Here is a 20,866-nt window from a genome sequence, read left to right on the forward strand (position 1 = left end):
GCGGCCGCGGCGGGGCGGCCGTCGAGCAGGGCGACCCGCCGGTCGGCGACGGCGGCGGTCTCCTCATCGTGGGTGGCCAGCAGGACGGTGATGCCGTGCGAGCGGGCCGCGGTGGTGAGCGTACGGAGCAGCAGGGCGCGCTCGGCGCGGTGCAGCGGGGCCGTGGGCTCGTCGGCGAAGATCACGGCGGGCTCGCCCACGAGGGCGCGGGCGAGGGCCACGCGCTGGGACTCGGCCCGGTTGAGGGCGTCGGGGTGCTTGCGGGCGAAGGCGCTGATGTCGAGGCGGTCCAGCCATTCGCAGGCGGCCCGTTTGGCACTGCGGTGGGTCGCGCCGGCGATCAGCAGCGGCAGCGCGGCGTTCTCCCAGACCCGGAGCTCGGGCAGCAGCCCTGGCTCGGGGCCGATCCAGCCGAACCGGTCGCGGCGCAGCCGCTCGCGGGCCAGGGCCCCCATGGTGTGCACGGGGACGCTGTTGAACCAGACCTCGCCCTGTTCGGGCCGCAGCTGACCGGAGAGGCAGCCCAGCAGGGTGGTCTTGCCGCTGCCGCGCGGGCCGGTGACGGCGAGGATCTCGCCCGCGCGGACGCCGATCGAGACCCCGATGAGGCCCGGCGAACCTCCCCCAGACTTCGTCCGGGGGGACCCCCTGTGGGAGTAGTGAAGGGACCGCGCCCAGAGGACGTCCTCGCGGGGCAGGGCGTTGTCTGGCGGAGCGTTGTCCGGTGGAGCCACCATGGCGTACACCTCCGTCCGGGGGAACGAAGCGGAGCCAGCTTGGTCACTGGCGCCACAATGAGATGTAAAGAGATGAACGCCTTGGATGCGGACAGCACACGGCCCGGACACCCGCGTTCTCACTCGAACGGGGGATCCGGGCCGTGTGGTCGGACTACTGCGCGAAGAACCGCCTGCCGCTCGCGGCCGGCGGACGCCGCTGGTTAGAGCTTGGTCCAGGCCTCGGTGAGCACGCGGCGCAGGATGCCCTCGATCTCGTCGAAGGTGCCCTGGTCGGCGATCAGCGGCGGGGCCAGCTGGATGACCGGGTCGCCACGGTCGTCGGCGCGGCAGTACAAGCCGTTCTCGAAGAGCGCCTTGGAGAGGAAGCCGTAGAGCACGCGCTCCGTCTCCTCGTCCGTGAAGGACTCCTTGGTGGCCTTGTCCTTGACGAGCTCGATGCCGTAGAAGTAGCCGTTGCCGCGGACGTCGCCGACGATCGGCAGGTCGTGCAGCTTCTCCAGCGTCGAGCGGAAGGCGTCCTCGTTGTCCAGCACGTGCTGGTTGAGGCCTTCCTTGTCGAAGATGTCGAGGTTGGCGAGCGCCACCGCGGAGGACACCGGGTGTCCGCCGAAGGTGTAGCCGTGCAGGAAGGTGTTGTCACCCTTGTAGAACGGCTCGGCGAGCTTGTCCGAGATGATGCAGGCACCGATCGGGGAGTAGCCCGAGGTCATGCCCTTGGCGCAGGTGATCATGTCCGGGATGTAGTCGAACTTGTCACAGGCGAACATCGTGCCCAGACGGCCGAAGGCGCAGATCGTCTCGTCGGAGACGAGCAGCACGTCGTACTCGTCGCAGATCTCGCGGACCCGCTGGAAGTACCCGGGCGGCGGCGGGAAGCAGCCGCCGGCGTTCTGTACCGGCTCGAGGAAGACGGCGGCGACGGTGTCGGCGCCCTCGAACAGGATCTCCTGCTCGATCTGGTCGGCGCACCAGCGGCCGTAGGCCTCGGGGTCGTCGCCGTAGATCGGGGCGCGGTAGATGTTGGTGTTGACCACCTTGTGCGCGCCGGGGACCAGCGGCTCGAAGGGGGCCTTGAGGGCCGGCAGGCCGGTGATGGACAGCGCGCCCTGCGGGGTGCCGTGGTAGGCGACCGCGCGGGAGATGACCTTGTACTTGGTGTGCTTGCCCTGCAGCTTGAAGTACTGCTTGGCGAGCTTCCACGCGGTCTCGACGGCCTCGCCGCCACCGGTGGTGAAGAAGACCTTGTTCAGGTCGCCCGGAGCGTAGTGCGCGAGACGCTCGGCGAGCTCGACGGCCTTGGGGTGCGCGTACGACCAGATGGGGAAGAACGCGAGTTGCTGCGCCTGCTTGTACGCGACCTCGGCCAGTTCCTTGCGGCCGTGACCTGCGTTGACCACGAACAGGCCGGCGAGACCGTCCAGGTAGCGCTTGCCCTTGTCGTCGAAGATGTAGGTGCCCTCGCCCCGCACGATGGTGGGTACGGGCGAGTTCTCGTACGACGACATGCGGGTGAAGTGCATCCACAGGTGGTCGTAGGCGGTCTTGGAGAGGTCCTGGCTCACGGCTATCGCGTTCCCCACATGTAGGTCTGCTTCTTCAGCTTCAGGTAAACGAAGCTTTCGGTTGATCGCACGCCGGGGAGCGCGCGGATCTTCTTGTTGATCGTTTCGAGCAGGTGGTCGTCGTCCTCGCAGACGATCTCCACCATTAGGTCGAACGAGCCCGCGGTCATCACCACGTACTCGCACTCGGCCATGGCGGTCAGAGCATCGGCCACCGGGTCGAGGTCTCCCTCGACGTTGATGCCGACCATCGCCTGGCGCCGTAGCCCCACGGTGAGCGGGTCGGTGACCGCGACGATCTGCATGACGCCCTGGTCGAGCAGCTTCTGTACGCGCTGGCGCACCGCCGCTTCGGACAGGCCCACGGCCTTGCCGATCGCTGCGTAGGGACGGCGACCGTCCTCCTGCAGTTGCTCGATGATCGCCAGGGACACAGCATCGACCGAAGGGGACGGTTGTCTGTTCCTGGAATCTGCGCTTCGACTGACCACAACCTCACTCTGCACGAGGAGTCGTCTGTTCCGCAAGGCGAGAACGATGTAATTCGTTGTTTCGGACCTCGGATCTCACCGATTCCGTAGTTCGTGGTGGGTGGGCCTGTCGAAAACGGCGTCCAAGGGGATAGGCTGAGGAGCTGTCTCAACCACTGGACATGTGATCAGGAGTGTGGCTGTAGTGACCACCGAACTGCGTCGTCTGCGCAACTACATCGGCGGGGAGTTCAAGGACGCCGCCGACGGGCGGACCACCGAGGTGGTCAACCCCGCCACGGGCGAGGCGTACGCGACCGCCCCGCTCTCCGGCCAGGCGGACGTCGACGAGGCCATGGCCGCCGCCGCGGCGGCCTTCCCGGCCTGGCGCGACGCGACCCCCTCCGAGCGCCAGAAGGCGCTGCTGAAGATCGCGGACGCCTTCGAGGCGCGCGCCGACGAGCTGGTCGCCACCGAGTCGGAGAACACCGGCAAGCCGCTGGGCCTCACGGCCAGCGAGGAGCTGCCGCCGATGGTGGACCAGATCCGCTTCTTCGCGGGCGCCGCGCGCCTGCTCGAGGGCCGTTCGGCCGGCGAGTACATGGAGGGCATGACCTCGATCGTGCGCCGTGAGCCGGTCGGCGTCTGCGCCCAGGTCGCGCCGTGGAACTACCCGATGATGATGGCCGTCTGGAAGTTCGCCCCGGCCCTCGCCGCGGGCAACACCGTGGTCCTCAAGCCCTCGGACACCACCCCGGCCTCCACCGTCCTGATGGCGGAGATCATGGGCTCGATCCTGCCCGAGGGCGTCTTCAACGTCGTCTGCGGCGACCGCGAGACCGGCCGCGCCATGGTCGAGCACCGCACCCCGGCGATGGCCTCCATCACCGGCTCGGTCCGCGCGGGCATGCAGGTCGCCGAAAGCGCCTCCAAGGACGTCAAGCGCGTCCACCTGGAGCTCGGCGGCAAGGCCCCCGTCGTGGTCTTCGAAGACGCCGACATCGCCAAGGCCGCCGAGGACATCGCGGTCGCGGGCTTCTTCAACGCCGGCCAGGACTGTACGGCGGCCTGCCGCGTCCTGGTCCACGAGTCGATCCACGACGAGTTCGTCGCGGCGCTGGCCAAGAACGCGGCCGACACCAAGACCGGGCAGCCGGACGACGAGGACGTGCTCTACGGCGCGCTGAACAACCCGAACCAGCTGAAGCAGGTCGCGGGCTTCATCGAGCGCCTCCCCGCCCACGCCAAGGTCGAGGCGGGCGGCCACCGGGTCGGCGAGAAGGGCTACTTCTACGCCCCGACCGTGGTCTCCGGCCTCAAGCAGGATGACGAGATCATCCAGAACGAGGTCTTCGGCCCCGTCATCACGGTCCAGTCCTTCACGGACGAGGCCCAGGCCCTGCAGTACGCGAACGACGTCGAGTTCGCCCTCGCCTCCTCCGTGTGGACCAAGGACCACGGCCGCGCGATGCGGATGTCCAAGAACCTCGACTTCGGCTGCGTGTGGATCAACACCCACATCCCGCTCGTCGCCGAGATGCCCCACGGCGGGTACAAGAAGTCCGGCTACGGCAAGGACCTCTCCGCCTACGGCTTCGAGGACTACACGCGGATCAAGCACGTGATGACCTCGCTCGACGGCTGACCTTCCGCGGCGCCGATCGCACTGATCAGGGCAAGGCCTTGATGGGGCGGGCAGTAGACAACATGTCTATTGCCCGCCCCTTCGCGTTCCCCGAGGCTTTGCCCATGCCTGAACTCGCCTTCTCCCGCCGCGCGGCGCTGCGCGGCCTCGGTGCCGCGGGCCTGCTGGCCGCCCTCACCGGCTGTGGTGTCCCCGCCGCATACGTCCCCGAGGGCCGGCGGGAGGGCCGGGACCGCTCCGACCGGGACCGGAGCGTCTCCTTCTCGAACTGGCCGCTCTACATCGACACCGACGACGAGGACGAGACCCGGCGGCCGACGCTGGACGCCTTCTCGGAGAAGACCGGCATCGAGGTCCGGTACTCCGAGGAGATCAACGACAACGACGAGTTCTTCGGCAAGGTCAGTCCGGCGCTGATGAACCACCAGGAGACCGGCCACGACGTGGTCGTGGTCAGCGACTGGATGGCCGCCCGCTTCGTCCACCTGGGCTGGACCCAGAAGATGGACCGTTCGGCGCAGGGCAACGTGGCCAAGTACCTGGACCCCCAGCTGCGCTCCCCGGCCTTCGACGAGGGCCGGCTGCACACCGTCCCCTGGCAGTCGGGGATCACCGGCATCGCCTACAACCGCAAGGCGCTCGGCCGGGAGATCAAGTCGGTCAAGGACCTGTGGCACCCGGACCTGGCGGGCAAGGTCACGCTCCTCTCCGGCCTCGACGAGTCCTTCTCGCTGCTGATGCAGGGCAACGGCGTCGACGTGACCCGGTGGACCGAGTCCGACTTCCACCGGATGTGCGACCAGGTCGAGAGCATGGTGAAGAAGAAGCACATCCGCCGCTTCACCGGCAACGACTACACCTCCGATCTCAGCAAGGGCGACGTCCTGGCCTGCCAGGCCTACTCCGGAGACGTGATCCAGCTGCAGGCCGACAACCCCGACATCGAGTTCGTGATCCCCGAGGAGGGTGCCGAGCTCTGGGCGGAGAGCCTGCTCATCCCCAACCTCGCCCGGCACAAGGCCAACGCGGAGGCCCTGGTCGACTTCTACTACGACCCCGCCGTGGCCGCGGAGCTGGCCGCTTCCGTCAACTACGTCTGCCCCGTCCCGGCCGCCCGCGAAGTCCTGGCCTCCTCCGACGACAGGGAGACCGCCGAACTGGCCGAGAACCCGCTGATCTTCCCCGACGAGGAGATGCGCAAGCGGCTGGTGGTGTCCCGCGACATCTCCTCGGCCGAGCGGGGTCCCCTCGCCAAGCGCTGGAACGCCATCGTCGGCCTGTGAGGCGCGCGGGGCCGCGCGGAGTCGTGATCACGGTCCGGCCACGGAACTGAACATGTTCAGGGAAAGTGCTGAACGTGTTCAGAAAACTGGATAGTCTTCCTTCCATGAGCGAGAGAAGCGCCCTTCAGCGGCGGATCCGTGCCTGGTTGACCCTGTTCCTCGTCTGCCTCGTACTCAGTGGACTCACGGCCTTCCCCCTGGTCAGCGAACTCCGCTGGGCCAATGCCCTGCTGGACAACGAGTGGCTGCGCCGGGTCGGCGACGGACTGGACCAGGCGGACTCCGCATACCCCTTCCTCCTCTACGGCACCGACTGGCTGGCCTTCGCCCACCTGGTGATCGCCGTGTTCTTCTACGGGGTCCACCGCGACCCCGTCCGCAACATCTGGATCGTCGACGCCGGCATGATCGCCTGCGCCGGCATCATCCCGCTGGCCCTGATCTGCGGGCCCATCCGGGGCATCCCCTTCTATTGGTCGCTGATCGACATGTCGTTCGGCGTCTTCGGGGTGGTCCCCCTGCTGGTCCTGCGCCGCATGATCAAGCGCCTGGAGGCCATGCCCGAGCCTGTGCCCGAGAGGATGCCCGTGCCCGCCCCGGCTACCTAGCCATGGACGCGGCGACTATCGCCCCGGTCACCGGGCTCGGGTCCTCGCTCTTGGCGTCCTTGGAGTTGACCGTGAAGACCACGATCCGCGACCCGTCCCCCGCGCCGCCGATCCCGGTGCTGTAGCCGGGGCGGGCACCGGTCTTGCCGTAGACCACGGTGCCGTCCGGGAGGACCAGCCGCTGCATCCCCGCCGTCCGCGAGGCGGGCGTCGTGGCGGACCCGAACTCCAGGGCCCCCTCGGGGACGGTGAACATCTCCTCCAGCTGGGGCCGGGGCACGATCCGCCCGGCGAACAGCGCCCGCGTGAACCGCTCCAGGTCCGCCGTCGAGGAGATGAGGTCCCCCGCGGCCCATCGGTCGGACACGTTCCACACGCTGACGTCGCGCAGTTCGCTACCCCCGCCCGGCAGCGGCACCGCCTGGTAGCCGAGGTTGTGCCGGCCGGGGATCCGCGTCTGCGTCCGGCCCGGGAGGGAGGTCTGGCGCAGGCCCAGCGGCTTCAGGATCCGCTTCTCGACCGCCTTCTCGTACGTCGAGCCCGTCACCTTCTCGATCAGGACGCCCAGCAGCGTGTAATTGATGTTCTGGTAGTGCTGGAACGCGCCGGGAGCGCTCTCCGGCCCCTTCGCCAGGGCGTTCGCGATCTGCGCGTGCGGGTCGGTCACGTCGAAGCGGTGCTCCCACTGGGCGGAGAAGGAATCGCCGGGACCGTCGGCGGCGCGGATGCCGCTCGTGTAGTTCAGCAGCTGCCGCACCGAGATCGGCTCGAAGTTCTCGGGGAAGGTGCCCGGCAGGTACTCCTGGACCGGCCTGTCGAGATCGACCCTGCGCTCCGCGGCCAGCTGAAGCACCACCGCCGCCGTGAAGGTCTTCGTCACCGAACCGGCCCGGAAGCGGCCGTCGGCGATCGCCGCCGCCCCCGTGCGGACGTCCGAGACGCCCGAGCTGCCCCGCCAGCTGCCGCTCGGACCGCTCACCCGGACCGACGCGGCCGTGGCGTACTTGTGGTCGGCGCCGAGGCCGGCGATCGCCCGCTCCAGAGCCGCCGCATCGGGCGGTGTCGAGAACAGCGCCGAGGGCGAGGCCGAGACCGGCGCCGAGGCCGATGCCGAGGCCGGCGCCGGAGCGGCGTGCGCGACGGCCGGTCCGGCCGCGACGCCCAGGACCAGAGCGGCGGCGAGCAGCGTGCGCGTGGTCGCGTTCATGGTTTCCCCCTGTGAGATCCGCGGGGCGGTGCCGCCCCGATGACCTCAATGCTCCAGGTCAGAGCGGTGGTTGCGGATCACCACCGAGAGGGGTTTTCACCGGTACGACAACTCACCACCGCGGGGGAGGAGACCCCCGCCACCTCACTCCCCAGAGGGAGATACCCCAGAGCCGGACACCGCGCCGGCCGCGATCAGCCCCGTCTCGTACGCGCAGATCACCGCCTGGATCCGGTCCCGCAGCCCCAGCTTCGACAGCACGTTGCCCACATGCGATTTCACCGTGTGCTCGCTCACCGTCAGCGCCACCGCGATCTCCGCGTTCGACAGCCCCCGCCCCAGGTGCAGCAGCGTCTCCCGCTCCCGGGCCGTCAGCACCGCCAGCCGCTCGGCGGACAGCGCCGCCCCCGCGGCCGCCCCCGCCGACCGGGCCGTCGCCGCCGTGTACTCCTCGATCAGCCGCCGCGCCACCGAGGGCGCCAGCAGCGACTCGCCCGCCGCCACCACCCGTACCGCGTGCACCAGGTCGTCCCGCCGCACGTCCTTCAGCAGGAAACCGCTCGCCCCCGCGTGCAGCGCCTCGTACACGTACTCGTCCGAGTCGAAGGTCGTCAGCATCACCGTGCGGCACGCACTCTGCGCCGTGATGGTCCGGCACGCCGCGATCCCGTCGAGCACCGGCATCCGCACGTCCAGCAGCACCACGTCGGGCCGCAGCGAGCTGACCGCCTCCACGGCGGCCGCGCCGTCCCCGACCTCCGCCACCACCTCGATGTCGTCCTGGACGTCGAGGATCATCGCGAAGCCGCTGCGCACCAGCTCCTGGTCATCGGCCACCACCACACGGATCGTCAATTCCACACCTCCAGCGGCGAGGTTACAAGCACCACCCGCAGCGAGAAGCCCCGCCCGCCGGGCCCGGGCCCGGACTCCGCCGTGCCCCCGTGGGCCGCGGCCCGCTCCCGTACGCCGATCAGCCCGTGGCCGCCCCGCGCGCCGTGCCCGCCCGAGCCGCCCGGCGCGGGACCCCGACCGTCGTCCGTCACCGTGATCGCCAGTTCCCGGGGCGCGTGGTGGAGGCGTACCGCCACCCGCCCGGCCTCCGCGTGCTTGACCACGTTGGTCAGCGCCTCCTGCACGATCCGGTACACGGTGGTGTCCACCGCCGGGGCCAGCTCCCGCACCCGGCCGGTCTGTTCGTACGAGACCTCCGGGCCGCCCATCCGCACCCGGTCCAGCAGCGCGGGCAGTCCGGCGACCCCCGGCTGGGGCTCGCGCGGCGCCGGACCGTCCTCCCGCAGCACGCCCAGCATGCCGCGCAGCTGCGTCATCGCCTCCCGGCCCGCGTCCGCGATGGCGTCGAAGGCGGCCTCGGCCCGCTCCGGGGCCCGGCGAACCGCCACCGGACCGGCCTCCGCCTGCACGATCATGATGCTGACCGCGTGCGAGAGGATGTCGTGCATCTCCCGGGCGATCCGGGCCCGTTCGCGGGCGGCGGCCTGCTCCGCCTCGATCCGGTTGGCCCGCTCCAGCTGTGCCGCCCGGTCCTCCACCGCGCTCAGGTAGGCCTGACGCGTGTGCTGGAGCCGGCCCAGCGCGTAGGCGGCGCCCGACACGAAGAGCGTGAAGAGCAGTTCGCGCGCGGTCCCGGTGTTCCAGCCCACCGACACGGCGACCGTGAGGACCGTGAGCGCGCCCACCGCGAGGCGGACGCGGGCCGTGCACTGCAGGGCGATCGTGTAGAGGGCGAGCAGGCCCGCGTACGGAAGCGGCTGCCCCGGACCGTCGATCGCCAGCTTGTACGCGCCGCCCGCCAACAGGATCGCGACCAGCACCGCCACCGGAGCCCGCCGCCGCCAGACCAGCGGAAGCACGCCGAGCGAGGTCATCGCGTACGAGGCCCAGTCCGCGGGCGGCACGTCGTCCGACCGGGGGACCACGAACGGCATGGTGACGGCCAGTTGCACCAGCAGCGTCAGCCCCAGGTCCTGCCGGCGCGGATCGGTCCGCCGGATCCGCGCGCCGAGTTCCCCCCAGGCGCGCGTCACCGGCCGAACCCGGCCCGCACCGCCGTCAGCACGTCCACCCGGTTCGTCGTGATCGAGTCGACGCCGGCCGCGACCAGCGCGCGCATCGACCGCTTGGTGTCCGGGGTCCAGGCCGACACCAGCAGGCCGTCCCGGTGCACGGCGTCCACCAGCTCCCGGCCGACCAGCCCGAAACGGTAGTTGAGCCAGCTCGGGGCCACCGCGTCGATCAGCACCCGGCGCGGCGGCGCCAGCGTGGTCCAGGTCAGCGCGATCTCGGCGCCGGGGTCGGCGGCGCGCACGGCCAGCATGGTGTCCGGCCCCGCGCAGTAGTACGTGCGGTCGCGCGCCCCGCACTCGCGGACCTGTCCGACGACGGTGCGCACGGTCTCGGCCGTCGCGCCGGGCAGATCGACCATGACCCGGCCCGGGCCGGCCGCCATCAGGGCCTCGCGCAGGGTCGGAACCCCGCCGCCCGCCAACTCCCGCAGCTGCGGGGCCGTGACGGCGTCGAGCCGCACGTCGTGGCCCCACAGCCGCTGGAGCTTCTCGTCGTGGAGCAGCACGGGGACCCCGTCGCGGGTCAGTCGCACGTCGATCTCGACCGCGTCCGCCCCGCGGTCGAAGGCGGAGCGGATCGAGGCGAGGGTGTTCTCGCGGACGCGGTAGGGATCCCCGCGGTGGCCTACGGCAGTCAGGGTGCGCATGCACCCCATTCTGCGCAGGCGTCAGGAGGCCAGCCAGGCGGAGGTGTACGTGTCGATCTCGGCGCTGAGCTCCGCCTTGCCGGCCGGGTCCAGGAAGGAGGCCTCGACGGCGTTCTTCGCGAGCTGGGCCAGGCCCCGCTCGTCCAGGTCCAGCAGCCGGGCGGCCACCGCGTACTCGTTGTTCAGGTCGGAGCCGAACATCGGCGGGTCGTCGCTGTTGATGGTGACGAGCACGCCGGCCGCGACCATCTCCTTGACCGGGTGGAGGTCGAGGTCGGTGACCGCGCGGGTGGCGATGTTGGAGGTCGGGCAGACCTCCAGCGCGATGCGGTGCTCGGCGAGGTAGGCGAGCAGCTCCGGATCACGGACGGAGCTGGTGCCGTGGCCGATGCGCTCGGCGCCCAACTCGCGGATGGCGTCCCAGACGGTCTCCGGGCCGGTGGTCTCACCGGCGTGCGGCACGCTGTGCAGGCCGGCGGCGCGGGCGGCGTCGAAGTACGGCTTGAACTGCGGGCGCGGCACGCCGATCTCGGGTCCGCCCAGGCCGAAGGAGACGAGCCCTTCGGGGCGCAGGTCGACGGCGAGGCGGGTGGTCTCGGCGGCGGCCTCCAGACCGGCTTCGCCGGGGATGTCGAAGCACCAGCGCAGGATGACGCCGAGCTCGCTCTCGGCGGCCTTGCGGGCGTCCTCGATGGCCTCCATGAAGGCCTTCTCCTCGATGCCGCGGCGGGTGGAGGAGTACGGGGTGATGGTGAGCTCGGCGTAGCGGATGTTCTGCCGGGCCATGTCGCGGGCGACCTCGAAGGTGAGGTCGCGTACGTCGGCGGGGGTGCGGACGAGGTCGACGACCGACAGGTAGACCTCGATGAAGTGCGCGAAGTCGGTGAAGGTGAAGTAGTCGGCGAGGGCCTCGGGATCGGTGGGCACCTTGGAGTCGGGGTGCCGGGAGGCGAGTTCGGCCACGATGCGCGGGGAAGCCGAGCCGACGTGGTGGACGTGCAGTTCGGCCTTGGGCAGCCCCGCGATGAAGGGGTGCAGGTCGGGCATGAGGGTGCCTCCGGAGGGACGCGGTGCGGACGGATCGCCTTCATCGTAGGCAGGCCCCGGACTGTCGCAGGCAGCGCTTAGCATGGCTGTACGAGAGGGGGGCGCCGTATGACCGATCAGAGCCCTGAGCCGCGAGACCCCTGGGCGCCGCCCGAGAGGCCCGCCGTCGACCTGGGGAAGCAGCAGGGCGTGCCGGGGGTCCACGACCAGCAGACCGTCGCGGGCATGCCCGGCGCCGGCATGCCGCCGGGTGCGCCGCCGGCCGGGCAGGCGCCCGTGCCCGCGTCCCAGCCGGGGCCGACGCCCGCCTACGGGTATCCGGCGCAGCCGGATCCGGCCGGGTACGGCTACCCGGCCCCGCCGGCCGCGCCGCAGACCCCGTACGGCTACCCGGGCCAGCCGGCTGCCCCGCAGGCTCCGTACGGCGGGTACCAGGGCTACCCCGGATACCCGGGGCAGGGCGGATTCCCGGCCTACCCGCAGCGGAGCAACGGCTTCGGCGTCACGGCGCTCGTGCTCGGGATCATCGCCGTGGTCACCTGCTACCTGGGCCTGCTGTTCGGCGTACCCGCCGTCATCTTCGGCGTGCTCGGCCGGGGCAAGGCCAAGCGCGGCGAGGCGGACAACGGCGGCATGGCGCTGGCCGGCATCATCACCGGCGCGGTCGGCATCGCGATCAGCTGCCTGATGATCGTGCTCATCGTCGTGGGCGTCATATTCGGCGACCCGGACTCCGACTCGGAGGGCGGGTACTCGGGACCGAGGAACACACAGGTCCTCTACCAGGACTGAGCCGCGCGCGGGGGCGCGAAGAGCGGGCCACGAAGAGCGGGCCACGAAGAGCGGGCCACGAAGAGCGGGCCACGAAGAGCGGGCCGGGCCGGGACACGTGGTGTCCCGGCCCGGCCCGTCGGGGCGTCGGCTCGGTCAGGCCCGCGCGTCCGCGGCCTCCCACGGCCACGCGGCGTCCCGGCCGTCCTCGATCAGGGACACCATGCGGAAGGCGGCGTCGGTGAGACCGCCGAAGGTGTGCCGGTTCGCGGACCCGGAGGGCGCGTGGCCGACCCGGTATCCGGCCAGGTTCCACGTGTACACCGGGACGGTGTCCGGCACGAGCGCGGTCGGGTCCCCGCCGGAGGAGTACGTGGCCTGCTCGTCGGTGACGATCAGCACCCGGTCGTGCCCCTCGTAGTGCGCGCGCACGGCCTCCGCCGTGTTGGTGCCGCCGAGGTCCCCGAACCGCTCGAGCACCTTGAGCACCGACTCGCCCGGGCCGTAGGCGACCGCCTTGCTGGCGGTGCCGAACTGCACCAGGTCCGCGTGCTCGGCGCGCAGCGCCAGCGCCGTGCCGAAGACGGCCGCCGCGTCCGCCCGGTTCAGCTGCGAGCGGTCCGACAGCGGTGACCACATCGACCCCGAGCGGTCCACGAGGATCAGCGTCCGGCCGGGCAGCGCCGGCACGTTGCCCAGCGAGTGCCCGAGCGCCCGCTCCAGCGGGTACGCCCAGCGCAGCGAGGGCGCGTGCTGATAGGCGGCCAGGTAGCGGAAGGGGAACTGCCGGGCCCGGGCGACGGTCTCCGGGTCGGAGACCTTCGCCGCGACCCGCGCGGCGACCTCGTCCGAGACTCCGGCCTGGTCGAAGTTGCGCAGGTTGCGCAGCAGCGCCATCGCGCCCATGGACGGGATGACCGCCTCCCAGGCGGCCGCGTCCATCGGCCCCTGCAGCCAGCCCGCGAGGGTCTCCCACGTCATGCCCGCCGCGGCGAGCCGCTCGGCGCCGTCCGCGGCGGTGACCACGGCCCGGCGCTCGGCCACGGGCAGCTCCATCAGGGCCCGGTGCGCGAGCAGCGTGCGGCTGCCCGCCGGGACCTCGGCGTCCTGCGGGTGGTGCCGGCGGTCGAGGGCGTGGCGGAACAGCTCGCCCTGCCAGGGCTTGGCCGGGTCGGGCGAGGCGTGCACGAGGTTGAGGACGTCACCGAACCGGTACCCCCGCCGGGCGGACGCGGTGTCGTACTTCAGGAGGGAGGTCTCGCCGTAGAGGCGGCGCACCGCGTCGGCGATCCCGCGCTTGACGGGCTTGGGCACGGCCCGCCCGTACGTCGCGGTCCAGTAGGCGAGCAGCTCGCCGGGCTCGTCCGCGCGCAGCAGCACGGAGTCCACGACCTGCCGGTTCGACGGACCCCCGGTCGCCGCGGCGTCGAGCCGCGCCTTGACGTACTCGGCGGCGCCGACGAGCGAGGCCGTACGCATGCCGCCGTCGCGGCGCAGCCAGCCGAGCAGGCCGGCCGTCCACGCGGGGTCCTCCACGGCGAGCTCGCGCACGAGCGCGGCGAAGCGGTCGTCGCGGTCCCCGCCGTCCTCGTAAGTGGTCCGCTGCGTCACGAAGTTGGCGACGGCGAGCAGGAACAGCTCGGAACGCGGGTCGCGGACGAAGCCGCGGCTGCCGTGGTGGTTGCGGGCCCGGGCGCCGGTCGAGGTGACGGGCGAGGTGGGCGGCGCCACAGCGGCGGCCGGGGCCGCCTTGGACGGGCGCAGGTTGAAACGAGCCATGTGAATCCCCCCGAATTCAGTGGAACGGGGGGAGGCGTGACGTGTGGAACGCCCGAGATCGAAGTCGGCGGCGGACTGTGTCGACTGCTCTATCCGATTGAGCTACCGGCCGGAGCCGGGCGGGACTCGAACCCGCAACCCGTTGATCCGGAAGTAGCCGCTGCCTGCGCACCGGGCGTTCCACACGCGTGCCTCCCGAGATCAGAAGCGGCGGCGGCGTGATTTCTGCAAGAAGTAGCCGCAGCCATGCGCACCGGGAGGTGCGTGACGTAGGTGTCCAGAGGTCGGATTCGGCGAAACCACAAGGTGCTCTACCAGCTGAGCTACACCGGCCCGAAGCCGGTGACGGGACTCGAACCCGCGGCCGCCCGATTATGAGTCGAAGTAGGTCTCGCCTTCGCACCTGGACGAGGATCACGCTAGCCGCCCTCCCCGGCGGCCGCGATCGAATTAACGCACCGCCGCCCCTACCCGGCGCGCAGTTGCTCCCGTGCCTCCATCAGGGCGAAGCCGAGCAGGTTCAGCCCCCGCCAGCGCGCCGGGTCCAGGGCCCGCTCGTCGTCGGCCGCGAGCCCGATGCCCCAGATCCGGTCCATCGGACTGGCCTCGACGAGCACCCGCTTGCCGGTGGAGAGCAGATAGGACTTCAGCGCCGGGTCGGAGCCGAACTTGTGCACGCTGCCCTCCACGACCAGCGCGAACCGCTCCCGCTCCCACACCGCGTCGTCGAAGCCGCGCACCAGCCGCCCGGCCTTCTTCGCGGCCGCAGGACTCCTGGCTTCCAGCGCCGCGCGCTCCGCCTCCGGATCTTCGAACAGGCGGGCCTTTCCGGCCATCATCCAGTGTTCGGCGGTGGCGTACCGCACGTCACCCACGGTGAACACGGACGGCCACCACTGGCTGAGGCAGCTCGGGCCGAGCGTCCCGTCGGGCCGCGGACGGTGTCCCCAGAACGGCAGGTACTTCACCCGCTCACCCCGGCTGACCTGCCCGATCAGTTCCTCGATCATCTCCATGCACGCGAGTCTCGCAGGAGCCACGGACACTTCGTACGGGTTTTTGGGCGCGCCTCGACACATGGTCGACCGATTCCGTCGCGTAATCAAAAGGCAACAACGGAATCACTTGGCCGAGGGGTGCACCTCTGCCAGGATCGGCACTCAATTCGAGCTTTAGCTCGAACTGTAGCTACGGAGAGCGTGAGAGCGTGATGGGCAACCGCTTCCAGGTCAAGGTCCAGGTCAAGGACCGCTTCGCCGAGGGCGCGCAGTACATCGACGGGCAGCTGCGGCCCGGAACCTCCGGACGGTCACACACAGTGGTCGACCCGGCGACGGGCGAGGAGGTGCTCACCTACGAGCTGGCCTCCACCGCGGACGTCGACGCGGCCGTCGCCGCCGCCAAGCGGGCCTTCCCCGGATGGTCCGGCGCCACCCCGGGCGAGCGTTCCGACGCGCTGCACCGGCTGGCCGGCGTACTGGCCGAACGGGCCGAGGAGTTCGCGTACGCCGAGTCCCTGCAGTGCGGCAAGCCGGTCAAGCTGTCCACGGAGTTCGACGTGCCGGGGACCATCGACAACACCGCGTTCTTCGCGGGCGCCGCACGCCACCTCCAGGGGCAGGCCGCGGGCGAGTACTCCGGGGACCACACCTCCTACGTGCGCCGCGAGGCGATCGGGGTCGTGGGCTCCATCGCGCCGTGGAACTATCCGCTGCAGATGGCCGCCTGGAAGATCCTTCCGGCGATCGCCGCGGGCAACACCATCGTCCTCAAGCCGGCCGAGCTCACCCCGCTGACCTCCCTGATGTTCGCGCAGGCGGCCAAGGAGGCGGGCCTGCCCGACGGCGTGGTCAACATCGTCACCGGCGCCGGCCGGGACGCGGGGGAGCACCTGGTCGGCCACCCGGACGTGGTCATGACCTCCTTCACCGGTTCCACCGCCATCGGCAAGCGGGTCGCCGAGATCGCCACCGCCACCGTCAAGCGGCTCCACCTGGAGCTCGGCGGCAAGGCGCCCTTCCTGGTCTTCGACGACGCCGACCTGGAGGCCGCCGCCAACGGCGCCGTCGCCGCCTCCCTCATCAACACCGGCCAGGACTGCACGGCCGCCACCCGCGCCTACGTCCAGCGCCCGCTGCACGACGCCTTCGTCGCCCGGGTCGCCGAGCTGATGGACACCGTCCGCGTCGGCGACCCCTTCGACCCGTCCACCGACCTCGGCCCGCTGGTGTCGCACGCCCAGCGCGACCGGGTCGCCGGCTTCGTCGAGCGCGCCCGCTCCTACGCCACCGTCGTCACCGGCGGCGAGATCCCCGGGGGCGACCTGGCCGACGGGGCGTACTACCGGCCCACCTTGATCTCCGGCGCCGCGCAGGACAGCGAGGTGGTCCAGTCCGAGATCTTCGGGCCGGTCCTCGTCGTACTGCCCTTCGACACCGACGACGAGGGCATCGCACTGGCCAACGACACCCCGTACGGCCTCGCCGCCTCCGCCTGGAGCCGCGACGTCTACCGGGCGAACCGCGCCACCCGCGAGATCAAGGCGGGCTGCGTCTGGATCAACGACCACATTCCGATCATCAGCGAGATGCCCCACGGGGGCTACAAGGCCAGTGGCTTCGGAAAGGACATGAGCACCTACTCCTTCGAGGAGTACACGCAGGTCAAGCACGTGATGTACGACAACACCGCGGTCGCCGCGAAGGACTGGCACCGCACGATCTTCGGGGACCGATAGCCAAGTAGCCGCCCGACCAGCGGCCCGCACCCATCCCGAAAGGGCACCTCCCATGGAGCAGTTCGAGCCCGACCGCCTCTCGGCGGCGCAACTCGCGGCGATGCGACGCAGCATCGACAGCGGGCGCGGGGCCCTCACCCGCCGTTCGCTGCTGCGCGCCTCCGGAGTCGGCGCTCTCACGCTCGGCGGCCTGTCCGCGCTCGCCGGCTGCGGCATCCCGCCCGCCAAGCGCGCGGACGGCCCCGCCGTGGCCTCCGACGACCACTCGGACCAGGAGAAGGAGATCAACTTCTCCAACTGGACCGAGTACATGGACACCAGCGAGGACGAGAAGACCCGTCCCACGCTGGAGGAGTTCACCAAGCGGACCGGAATCAAGGTCAAGTACACCGAGGACATCAACGACAACGTCGAGTTCTTCGGCAAGATCCGCCCGCAGCTCGCGGCGGGCCAGGACACCGGCCGCGACCTGATCGTCGTCACCGACTGGCTCGCCTCGCGCATCATCCGCCTCGGCTGGGCGCAGAAGCTGGACCCTTCCCACCTCCCGCACGCCTACGCCAACCTGATCCCGCAGTTCCGCAACCCCGACTGGGACCCGGGCCGCGCGCACAGCTACCCGTGGACCGGCATCGACACCGTCATCGCCTACAACACCAAGGCGACCGGCGGGAAGAAGGTCGACTCCGTCACCCAGCTGCTCGACGACCCCTCCCTCAAGGGCCGCGTCGGCTTCCTCACCGAGATGCGCGACAGCGTCGGGATGACCCTCCTCGACCTGGGCAAGGACCCGGCGAACTTCACCGACGCCGACTACGACGAGGCGATCGGCCGGCTCCAAAAGGGCGTGGACAAGAAGCAGATCCGCCGCTTCACCGGCAACGACTACACCTCGGACCTCGACAAGGGCGACCTCGCAGCCTGCCTGGCCTGGGCCGGCGACGTCATCCAGCTGCAGGCCGGCAACCCGGACATCCAGTACGCGATCCCGGCCCCCGGCTACATCACCTCCAGCGACAACCTGCTGGTCCCCGTGAAGGCCCGGCACAAGGCCAACGCGGAGAAGCTCATCGACTACTACTACGAGCCGGCGGTGGCCGCCCAGCTGGCCGCGTTCATCAGCTACGTCTGCCCGGTCGAGGGCGTCAAGGACGAGCTGGCCAAGATCGACCCGGCACTCGCGGACAACGTCCTGATCGTCCCCGACAAGGCGATGTCCGCCAAGTCGCACGCCTTCCGCTCCCTCACCAGCGAGGAAGAGACGGCGTACGAGGAGAAGTTCGCCAAGCTCATCGGAGCCTGACGGGTCGCGCCGCTGCCCCCCACCAGCAACAGCGCCCGTACCGGCACCTGCCCCTTCCACGACACACCACCGAAGGCCCAGGCCCATGACTGACAAGACCGCGGGCGGCGACGTCCGCCTCGCCGGGATCAGCAAGCACTACGGATCCTTCACCGCCGTGCAGCCGCTGGATCTCACCATCCCCCAGGGCTCCTTCTTCGCCCTGCTCGGCGCCTCGGGCTGCGGGAAGACCACCACCCTGCGCATGATCGCCGGTCTGGAGGAGCCCTCCACCGGCACCGTCAGCCTCGGCGACCGCGAGGTCACGCACCTGCCGCCGTACAAGCGCCCGGTGAACACGGTCTTCCAGAGCTACGCCCTCTTCCCGCACCTGGACGTCTCCGAGAACATCGCCTTCGGACTGCGCCGCCGCGGCATCAAGTCCGTCAAGAAGCAGGTCGACGACATGCTGGAACTGGTCCAGCTCGGCCAGTTCGCCCGGCGCAAGCCGCACCAGCTCTCGGGCGGCCAGCAGCAGCGCGTCGCCGTCGCCCGGGCGCTGATCAACCACCCGCAGGTCCTCCTCCTCGACGAGCCGCTCGGCGCCCTCGACCTCAAGCTGCGCCGCCAGATGCAGCTGGAGCTCAAGCGGATCCAGACCGAGGTCGGCATCACCTTCGTGCACGTCACGCACGACCAGGAGGAGGCCATGACCATGGCCGACACGGTCGCCGTGATGAACGGCGGCCGCGTCGAGCAGCTGGGCGCCCCCGCCGAGCTGTACGAGAACCCGAAGACGACCTTCGTGGCGAACTTCCTCGGCACCTCCAACCTCATCGAGGCCGAGGTCCTGGAAGCCGGCGCGTCCGACGTCGTGGTCAGCTCTGCCGGCACGAAGCTGCGCGTCCCCGCGGCGCGCTGTTCGACCACACCCCGCGCCGGCGGAAAACTGCTGGTCGGGGTGCGCCCGGAGAAGATCTCCCTGGTCCACGCGGACGAGGAGGGCACCATCGCGGCCGGCCGCAACAAGGTCGCGGGCAAGATCGCCGACTCCTCCTTCATCGGCGTCTCCACCCAGTTCGTCATCGACAGCCGGGTCTGCCCCGAGCTCGAGGTGTACGTCCAGAACATCGAGCGCGACGCCCGCCTGCTCCCGGGTGCCGACGTGATCCTGCACTGGAACCCGGACCACACCTTCGGCCTGGACGCGGCCCAGGACATCGACGCGGGCATCGAGACGGTCGAGGAGGGCGCGTGACCACCGCCGCCGCCGCGCCGCCCCAGGCGCCCGCCCCGGGCGAGCCCCCGGTCCACAAGCCGTCCCTGAAGAAGCGGCTGATCCCGTACTGGCTGCTGCTCCCGGGCATCCTGTGGCTGCTCGTCTTCTTCGTGCTGCCGATGATCTACCAGGCCTCGACCTCGGTGCAGACCGGCTCCCTCGAAGAGGGCTTCAAGGTCACCTGGCACTTCCAGACCTACTGGGACGCCTTCACCGACTACTACCCGCAGTTCCTGCGCTCCCTGCTCTACGCCGGCACCGCGACGGCGCTGTGCCTGCTGCTCGGGTACCCGCTGGCCTACCTGATCGCCTTCAAGGCCGGCCGCTGGCGGGGCCTCCTGCTGGTGCTGGTCATCGCCCCGTTCTTCACCAGCTTCCTGATCCGCACCCTCGCCTGGAAGACGATCCTGGCCGACGGCGGCCCGGTCGTCGCCGTCCTGAACAACGTCGGCTTCCTGGACGTCACCAGTTGGCTCGGCATGACGCAGGGCGACCGCGTCCTCGCCACGCCGCTCGCGGTCGTCTGCGGTCTGACGTACAACTTCCTCCCCTTCATGATCCTGCCGCTCTACACCTCGCTGGAGCGCATCGACACCCGCCTCCACGAGGCGGCCGGGGACCTGTACGCCCGCCCCGCCACGGTCTTCCGCAAGGTCACGTTCCCGCTCTCCATGCCGGGCGTGGTCTCCGGGACCCTGCTCACCTTCATCCCGGCGAGCGGCGACTACGTCAACGCCGAACTGCTCGGATCTACGGACACCCGGATGATCGGAAACGTCATCCAGTCGCAGTACCTGCGCATCCTCGATTACCCGACGGCGGCCGCGCTGTCCTTCATCCTCATGGCCATCGTGCTGATCATGGTCACCATCTACATCCGCCGAGCGGGGACGGAGGACCTGGTCTGATGAAGAGCGCCACCACCTGGCTGCGCCGCAATCTCGTCGTGATCGCGGGGCTCGGCACGCTCGCCTACATGATCCTGCCGAACGTCGTCGTCACGGTCTTCTCCTTCAACAACCCCACCGGGCGGTTCAACTACGCCTGGCAGGAGTTCTCCCTCGATGCGTGGAAGGACCCCTGCGGAGTCGCCGACATGTGCGCCTCCCTGTCCCTCTCGCTCCAGATCGCGGTCTGGGCCACCATCGGCGCGACCGTGCTGGGCACCGCCATCGCCTTCGCGATGGTCCGCTACCGCTTCCGCGGGCGCGGGGCCGTCAACTCGCTGATCTTCATGCCGATGGCCATGCCCGAGATCGTGATGGCCGCCTCGCTGCTCGCCCTCTTCCTCAACATGGGCATCCAGCTGGGCTTCTGGACGATCCTGATCGCCCACGTCATGTTCTGCCTCAGCTTCGTCGTCGCCGCCGTCAAGGCCCGCGTGCTCTCCATGGACCCCCGGCTGGAGGAAGCCGCCCGCGACCTCTACGCAGGTCCCGTGCAGACCTTCCTGCGCGTCACCCTGCCGATCGCGGCCCCCGGCATCGCGGCAGGCGCGCTGCTCTCCTTCGCGCTCTCCTTCGACGACTTCATCATCACCAACTTCAACTCGGGCAACACCGTCACCTTCCCCATGTTCGTGTGGGGATCGGCCCAGCGCGGTACGCCCGTCCAGATCAACGTCATCGGCACGGCGATGTTCGTCATCGCCGTCCTGGTGGTGCTGGCCGGCCAGATGGTCGGCAACCGCCGCAAGAAAGCACAGCCCAAGTAACACCTCGC

Annotated in this window: 18 protein-coding genes and 1 pseudogene; 9 read left to right on the forward strand and 10 right to left on the reverse strand. The window is 70.4% G+C overall.

Annotated features, from left to right (window positions below):
• Positions 1-14: 14 nt before the first annotated feature.
• From DRB89_RS06645 to DRB89_RS06655, 3 genes and pseudogenes are all read right to left on the reverse strand, one after another.
• Positions 15-737, reverse strand: a pseudogene (locus tag DRB89_RS06645) (ATP-binding cassette domain-containing protein); the annotation flags it as partial.
• A 203-nt stretch (positions 738-940) separates the two neighbouring features.
• Positions 941-2,320 carry an aspartate aminotransferase family protein gene (locus DRB89_RS06650; protein ID WP_112449786.1) on the reverse strand — a complete coding sequence of 460 codons (1,380 nt, stop codon included), beginning with the start codon at positions 2,318-2,320 and terminating at the stop codon, positions 941-943.
• On the reverse strand, positions 2,305-2,808 hold the full coding sequence (locus DRB89_RS06655; protein WP_112449785.1) for an Lrp/AsnC family transcriptional regulator: 504 nt from the start codon (positions 2,806-2,808) through the stop codon (positions 2,305-2,307). Before DRB89_RS06655 ends, DRB89_RS06650 begins: the two co-directional genes overlap by 16 nt.
• A 169-nt stretch (positions 2,809-2,977) precedes the next feature.
• Between DRB89_RS06655 and DRB89_RS06660 the strand changes: the two genes are divergently transcribed.
• From DRB89_RS06660 to DRB89_RS06670, 3 genes are all read left to right on the forward strand, one after another.
• Entirely contained in the window at positions 2,978-4,417 is a 1,440-nt protein-coding gene (locus tag DRB89_RS06660) for a gamma-aminobutyraldehyde dehydrogenase (RefSeq protein ID WP_112449784.1), read from the forward strand.
• Between the two features lie 104 nt (positions 4,418-4,521).
• Positions 4,522-5,700 carry a spermidine/putrescine ABC transporter substrate-binding protein gene (locus DRB89_RS06665; RefSeq protein WP_112449783.1) on the forward strand — a complete coding sequence of 393 codons (1,179 nt, stop codon included), beginning with the start codon at positions 4,522-4,524 and terminating at the stop codon, positions 5,698-5,700.
• Positions 5,701-5,804: 104 nt separating this feature from the next.
• The gene (locus DRB89_RS06670; RefSeq protein WP_112449782.1) at positions 5,805-6,308 is read left to right on the forward strand and encodes a hypothetical protein; all 504 of its coding nucleotides are present in this window, start codon (positions 5,805-5,807) and stop codon (positions 6,306-6,308) included.
• Here DRB89_RS06670 and DRB89_RS06675 read toward each other — a convergent pair.
• The 5 genes from DRB89_RS06675 to DRB89_RS06695 form a co-directional block, all read right to left on the reverse strand.
• The gene (locus tag DRB89_RS06675; RefSeq protein WP_112449781.1) at positions 6,301-7,515 is read right to left on the reverse strand and encodes a serine hydrolase domain-containing protein; all 1,215 of its coding nucleotides are present in this window, start codon (positions 7,513-7,515) and stop codon (positions 6,301-6,303) included. The genes DRB89_RS06670 and DRB89_RS06675 overlap by 8 nt on opposite strands.
• Before the next feature lie 144 nt (positions 7,516-7,659).
• Positions 7,660-8,370, reverse strand: coding sequence for a response regulator transcription factor (locus DRB89_RS06680; RefSeq protein WP_112449780.1), 711 nt, complete (start codon positions 8,368-8,370; stop codon positions 7,660-7,662).
• Positions 8,367-9,464 carry a histidine kinase gene (locus DRB89_RS06685; RefSeq protein ID WP_112453593.1) on the reverse strand — a complete coding sequence of 366 codons (1,098 nt, stop codon included), beginning with the start codon at positions 9,462-9,464 and terminating at the stop codon, positions 8,367-8,369. The genes DRB89_RS06680 and DRB89_RS06685 overlap by 4 nt, the downstream gene beginning before the upstream one ends.
• 95 nt (positions 9,465-9,559) lie before the next feature.
• Positions 9,560-10,249, reverse strand: a complete 690-nt coding sequence (locus DRB89_RS06690) for a glycerophosphodiester phosphodiesterase (RefSeq protein WP_204357781.1) — start codon at positions 10,247-10,249, stop codon at positions 9,560-9,562.
• 21 nt (positions 10,250-10,270) lie between these two features.
• Positions 10,271-11,296: an adenosine deaminase gene (locus tag DRB89_RS06695; RefSeq protein ID WP_112449778.1), complete on the reverse strand. Its 1,026-nt coding sequence runs from the start codon at positions 11,294-11,296 to the stop codon at positions 10,271-10,273.
• Positions 11,297-11,404: 108 nt separating this feature from the next.
• On the opposite strand from DRB89_RS06695, the gene DRB89_RS06700 reads away from it, so the two are divergent.
• Positions 11,405-12,088, forward strand: coding sequence for a DUF4190 domain-containing protein (locus DRB89_RS06700; protein ID WP_112449777.1), 684 nt, complete (start codon positions 11,405-11,407; stop codon positions 12,086-12,088).
• Between the two features lie 135 nt (positions 12,089-12,223).
• Here DRB89_RS06700 and DRB89_RS06705 read toward each other — a convergent pair whose 3' ends face one another.
• Both DRB89_RS06705 and DRB89_RS06710 read right to left on the reverse strand, forming a co-directional pair.
• Complete coding sequence (locus tag DRB89_RS06705) at positions 12,224-13,846, reverse strand: TROVE domain-containing protein (RefSeq protein ID WP_112449776.1); 1,623 nt, start codon at positions 13,844-13,846, stop codon at positions 12,224-12,226.
• A gap of 467 nt (positions 13,847-14,313) precedes the next feature.
• Positions 14,314-14,862 carry an NADAR family protein gene (locus DRB89_RS06710; RefSeq protein WP_112449775.1) on the reverse strand — a complete coding sequence of 183 codons (549 nt, stop codon included), beginning with the start codon at positions 14,860-14,862 and terminating at the stop codon, positions 14,314-14,316.
• A 194-nt stretch (positions 14,863-15,056) separates the two neighbouring features.
• On the opposite strand from DRB89_RS06710, the gene DRB89_RS06715 reads away from it, so the two are divergent.
• The 5 genes from DRB89_RS06715 to DRB89_RS06735 all read left to right on the forward strand — a co-directional run bounded on the left by DRB89_RS06715 (position 15,057) and on the right by DRB89_RS06735 (position 20,858).
• Positions 15,057-16,583 carry a gamma-aminobutyraldehyde dehydrogenase gene (locus DRB89_RS06715; protein ID WP_112449774.1) on the forward strand — a complete coding sequence of 509 codons (1,527 nt, stop codon included), beginning with the start codon at positions 15,057-15,059 and terminating at the stop codon, positions 16,581-16,583.
• A 52-nt stretch (positions 16,584-16,635) separates the two neighbouring features.
• Positions 16,636-17,886: a spermidine/putrescine ABC transporter substrate-binding protein gene (locus DRB89_RS06720; RefSeq protein ID WP_112449773.1), complete on the forward strand. Its 1,251-nt coding sequence runs from the start codon at positions 16,636-16,638 to the stop codon at positions 17,884-17,886.
• An 85-nt stretch (positions 17,887-17,971) separates the two neighbouring features.
• Positions 17,972-19,123 (forward strand): ABC transporter ATP-binding protein, encoded by a 1,152-nt coding sequence (locus DRB89_RS06725; RefSeq protein WP_112449772.1) that lies wholly within the window; start codon positions 17,972-17,974, stop codon positions 19,121-19,123.
• Positions 19,120-20,052 (forward strand): ABC transporter permease, encoded by a 933-nt coding sequence (locus tag DRB89_RS06730; RefSeq protein WP_112449771.1) that lies wholly within the window; start codon positions 19,120-19,122, stop codon positions 20,050-20,052. The genes DRB89_RS06725 and DRB89_RS06730 overlap by 4 nt, the downstream gene beginning before the upstream one ends.
• The gene (locus tag DRB89_RS06735; protein WP_112449770.1) at positions 20,052-20,858 is read left to right on the forward strand and encodes an ABC transporter permease; all 807 of its coding nucleotides are present in this window, start codon (positions 20,052-20,054) and stop codon (positions 20,856-20,858) included. The genes DRB89_RS06730 and DRB89_RS06735 overlap by 1 nt, the downstream gene beginning before the upstream one ends.
• Positions 20,859-20,866 lie beyond the last annotated feature (8 nt).

The organism is Streptomyces sp. ICC4 (genome assembly GCF_003287915.1).
Lineage (GTDB): Bacteria > Actinomycetota > Actinomycetes > Streptomycetales > Streptomycetaceae > Streptomyces > Streptomyces tritrimontium.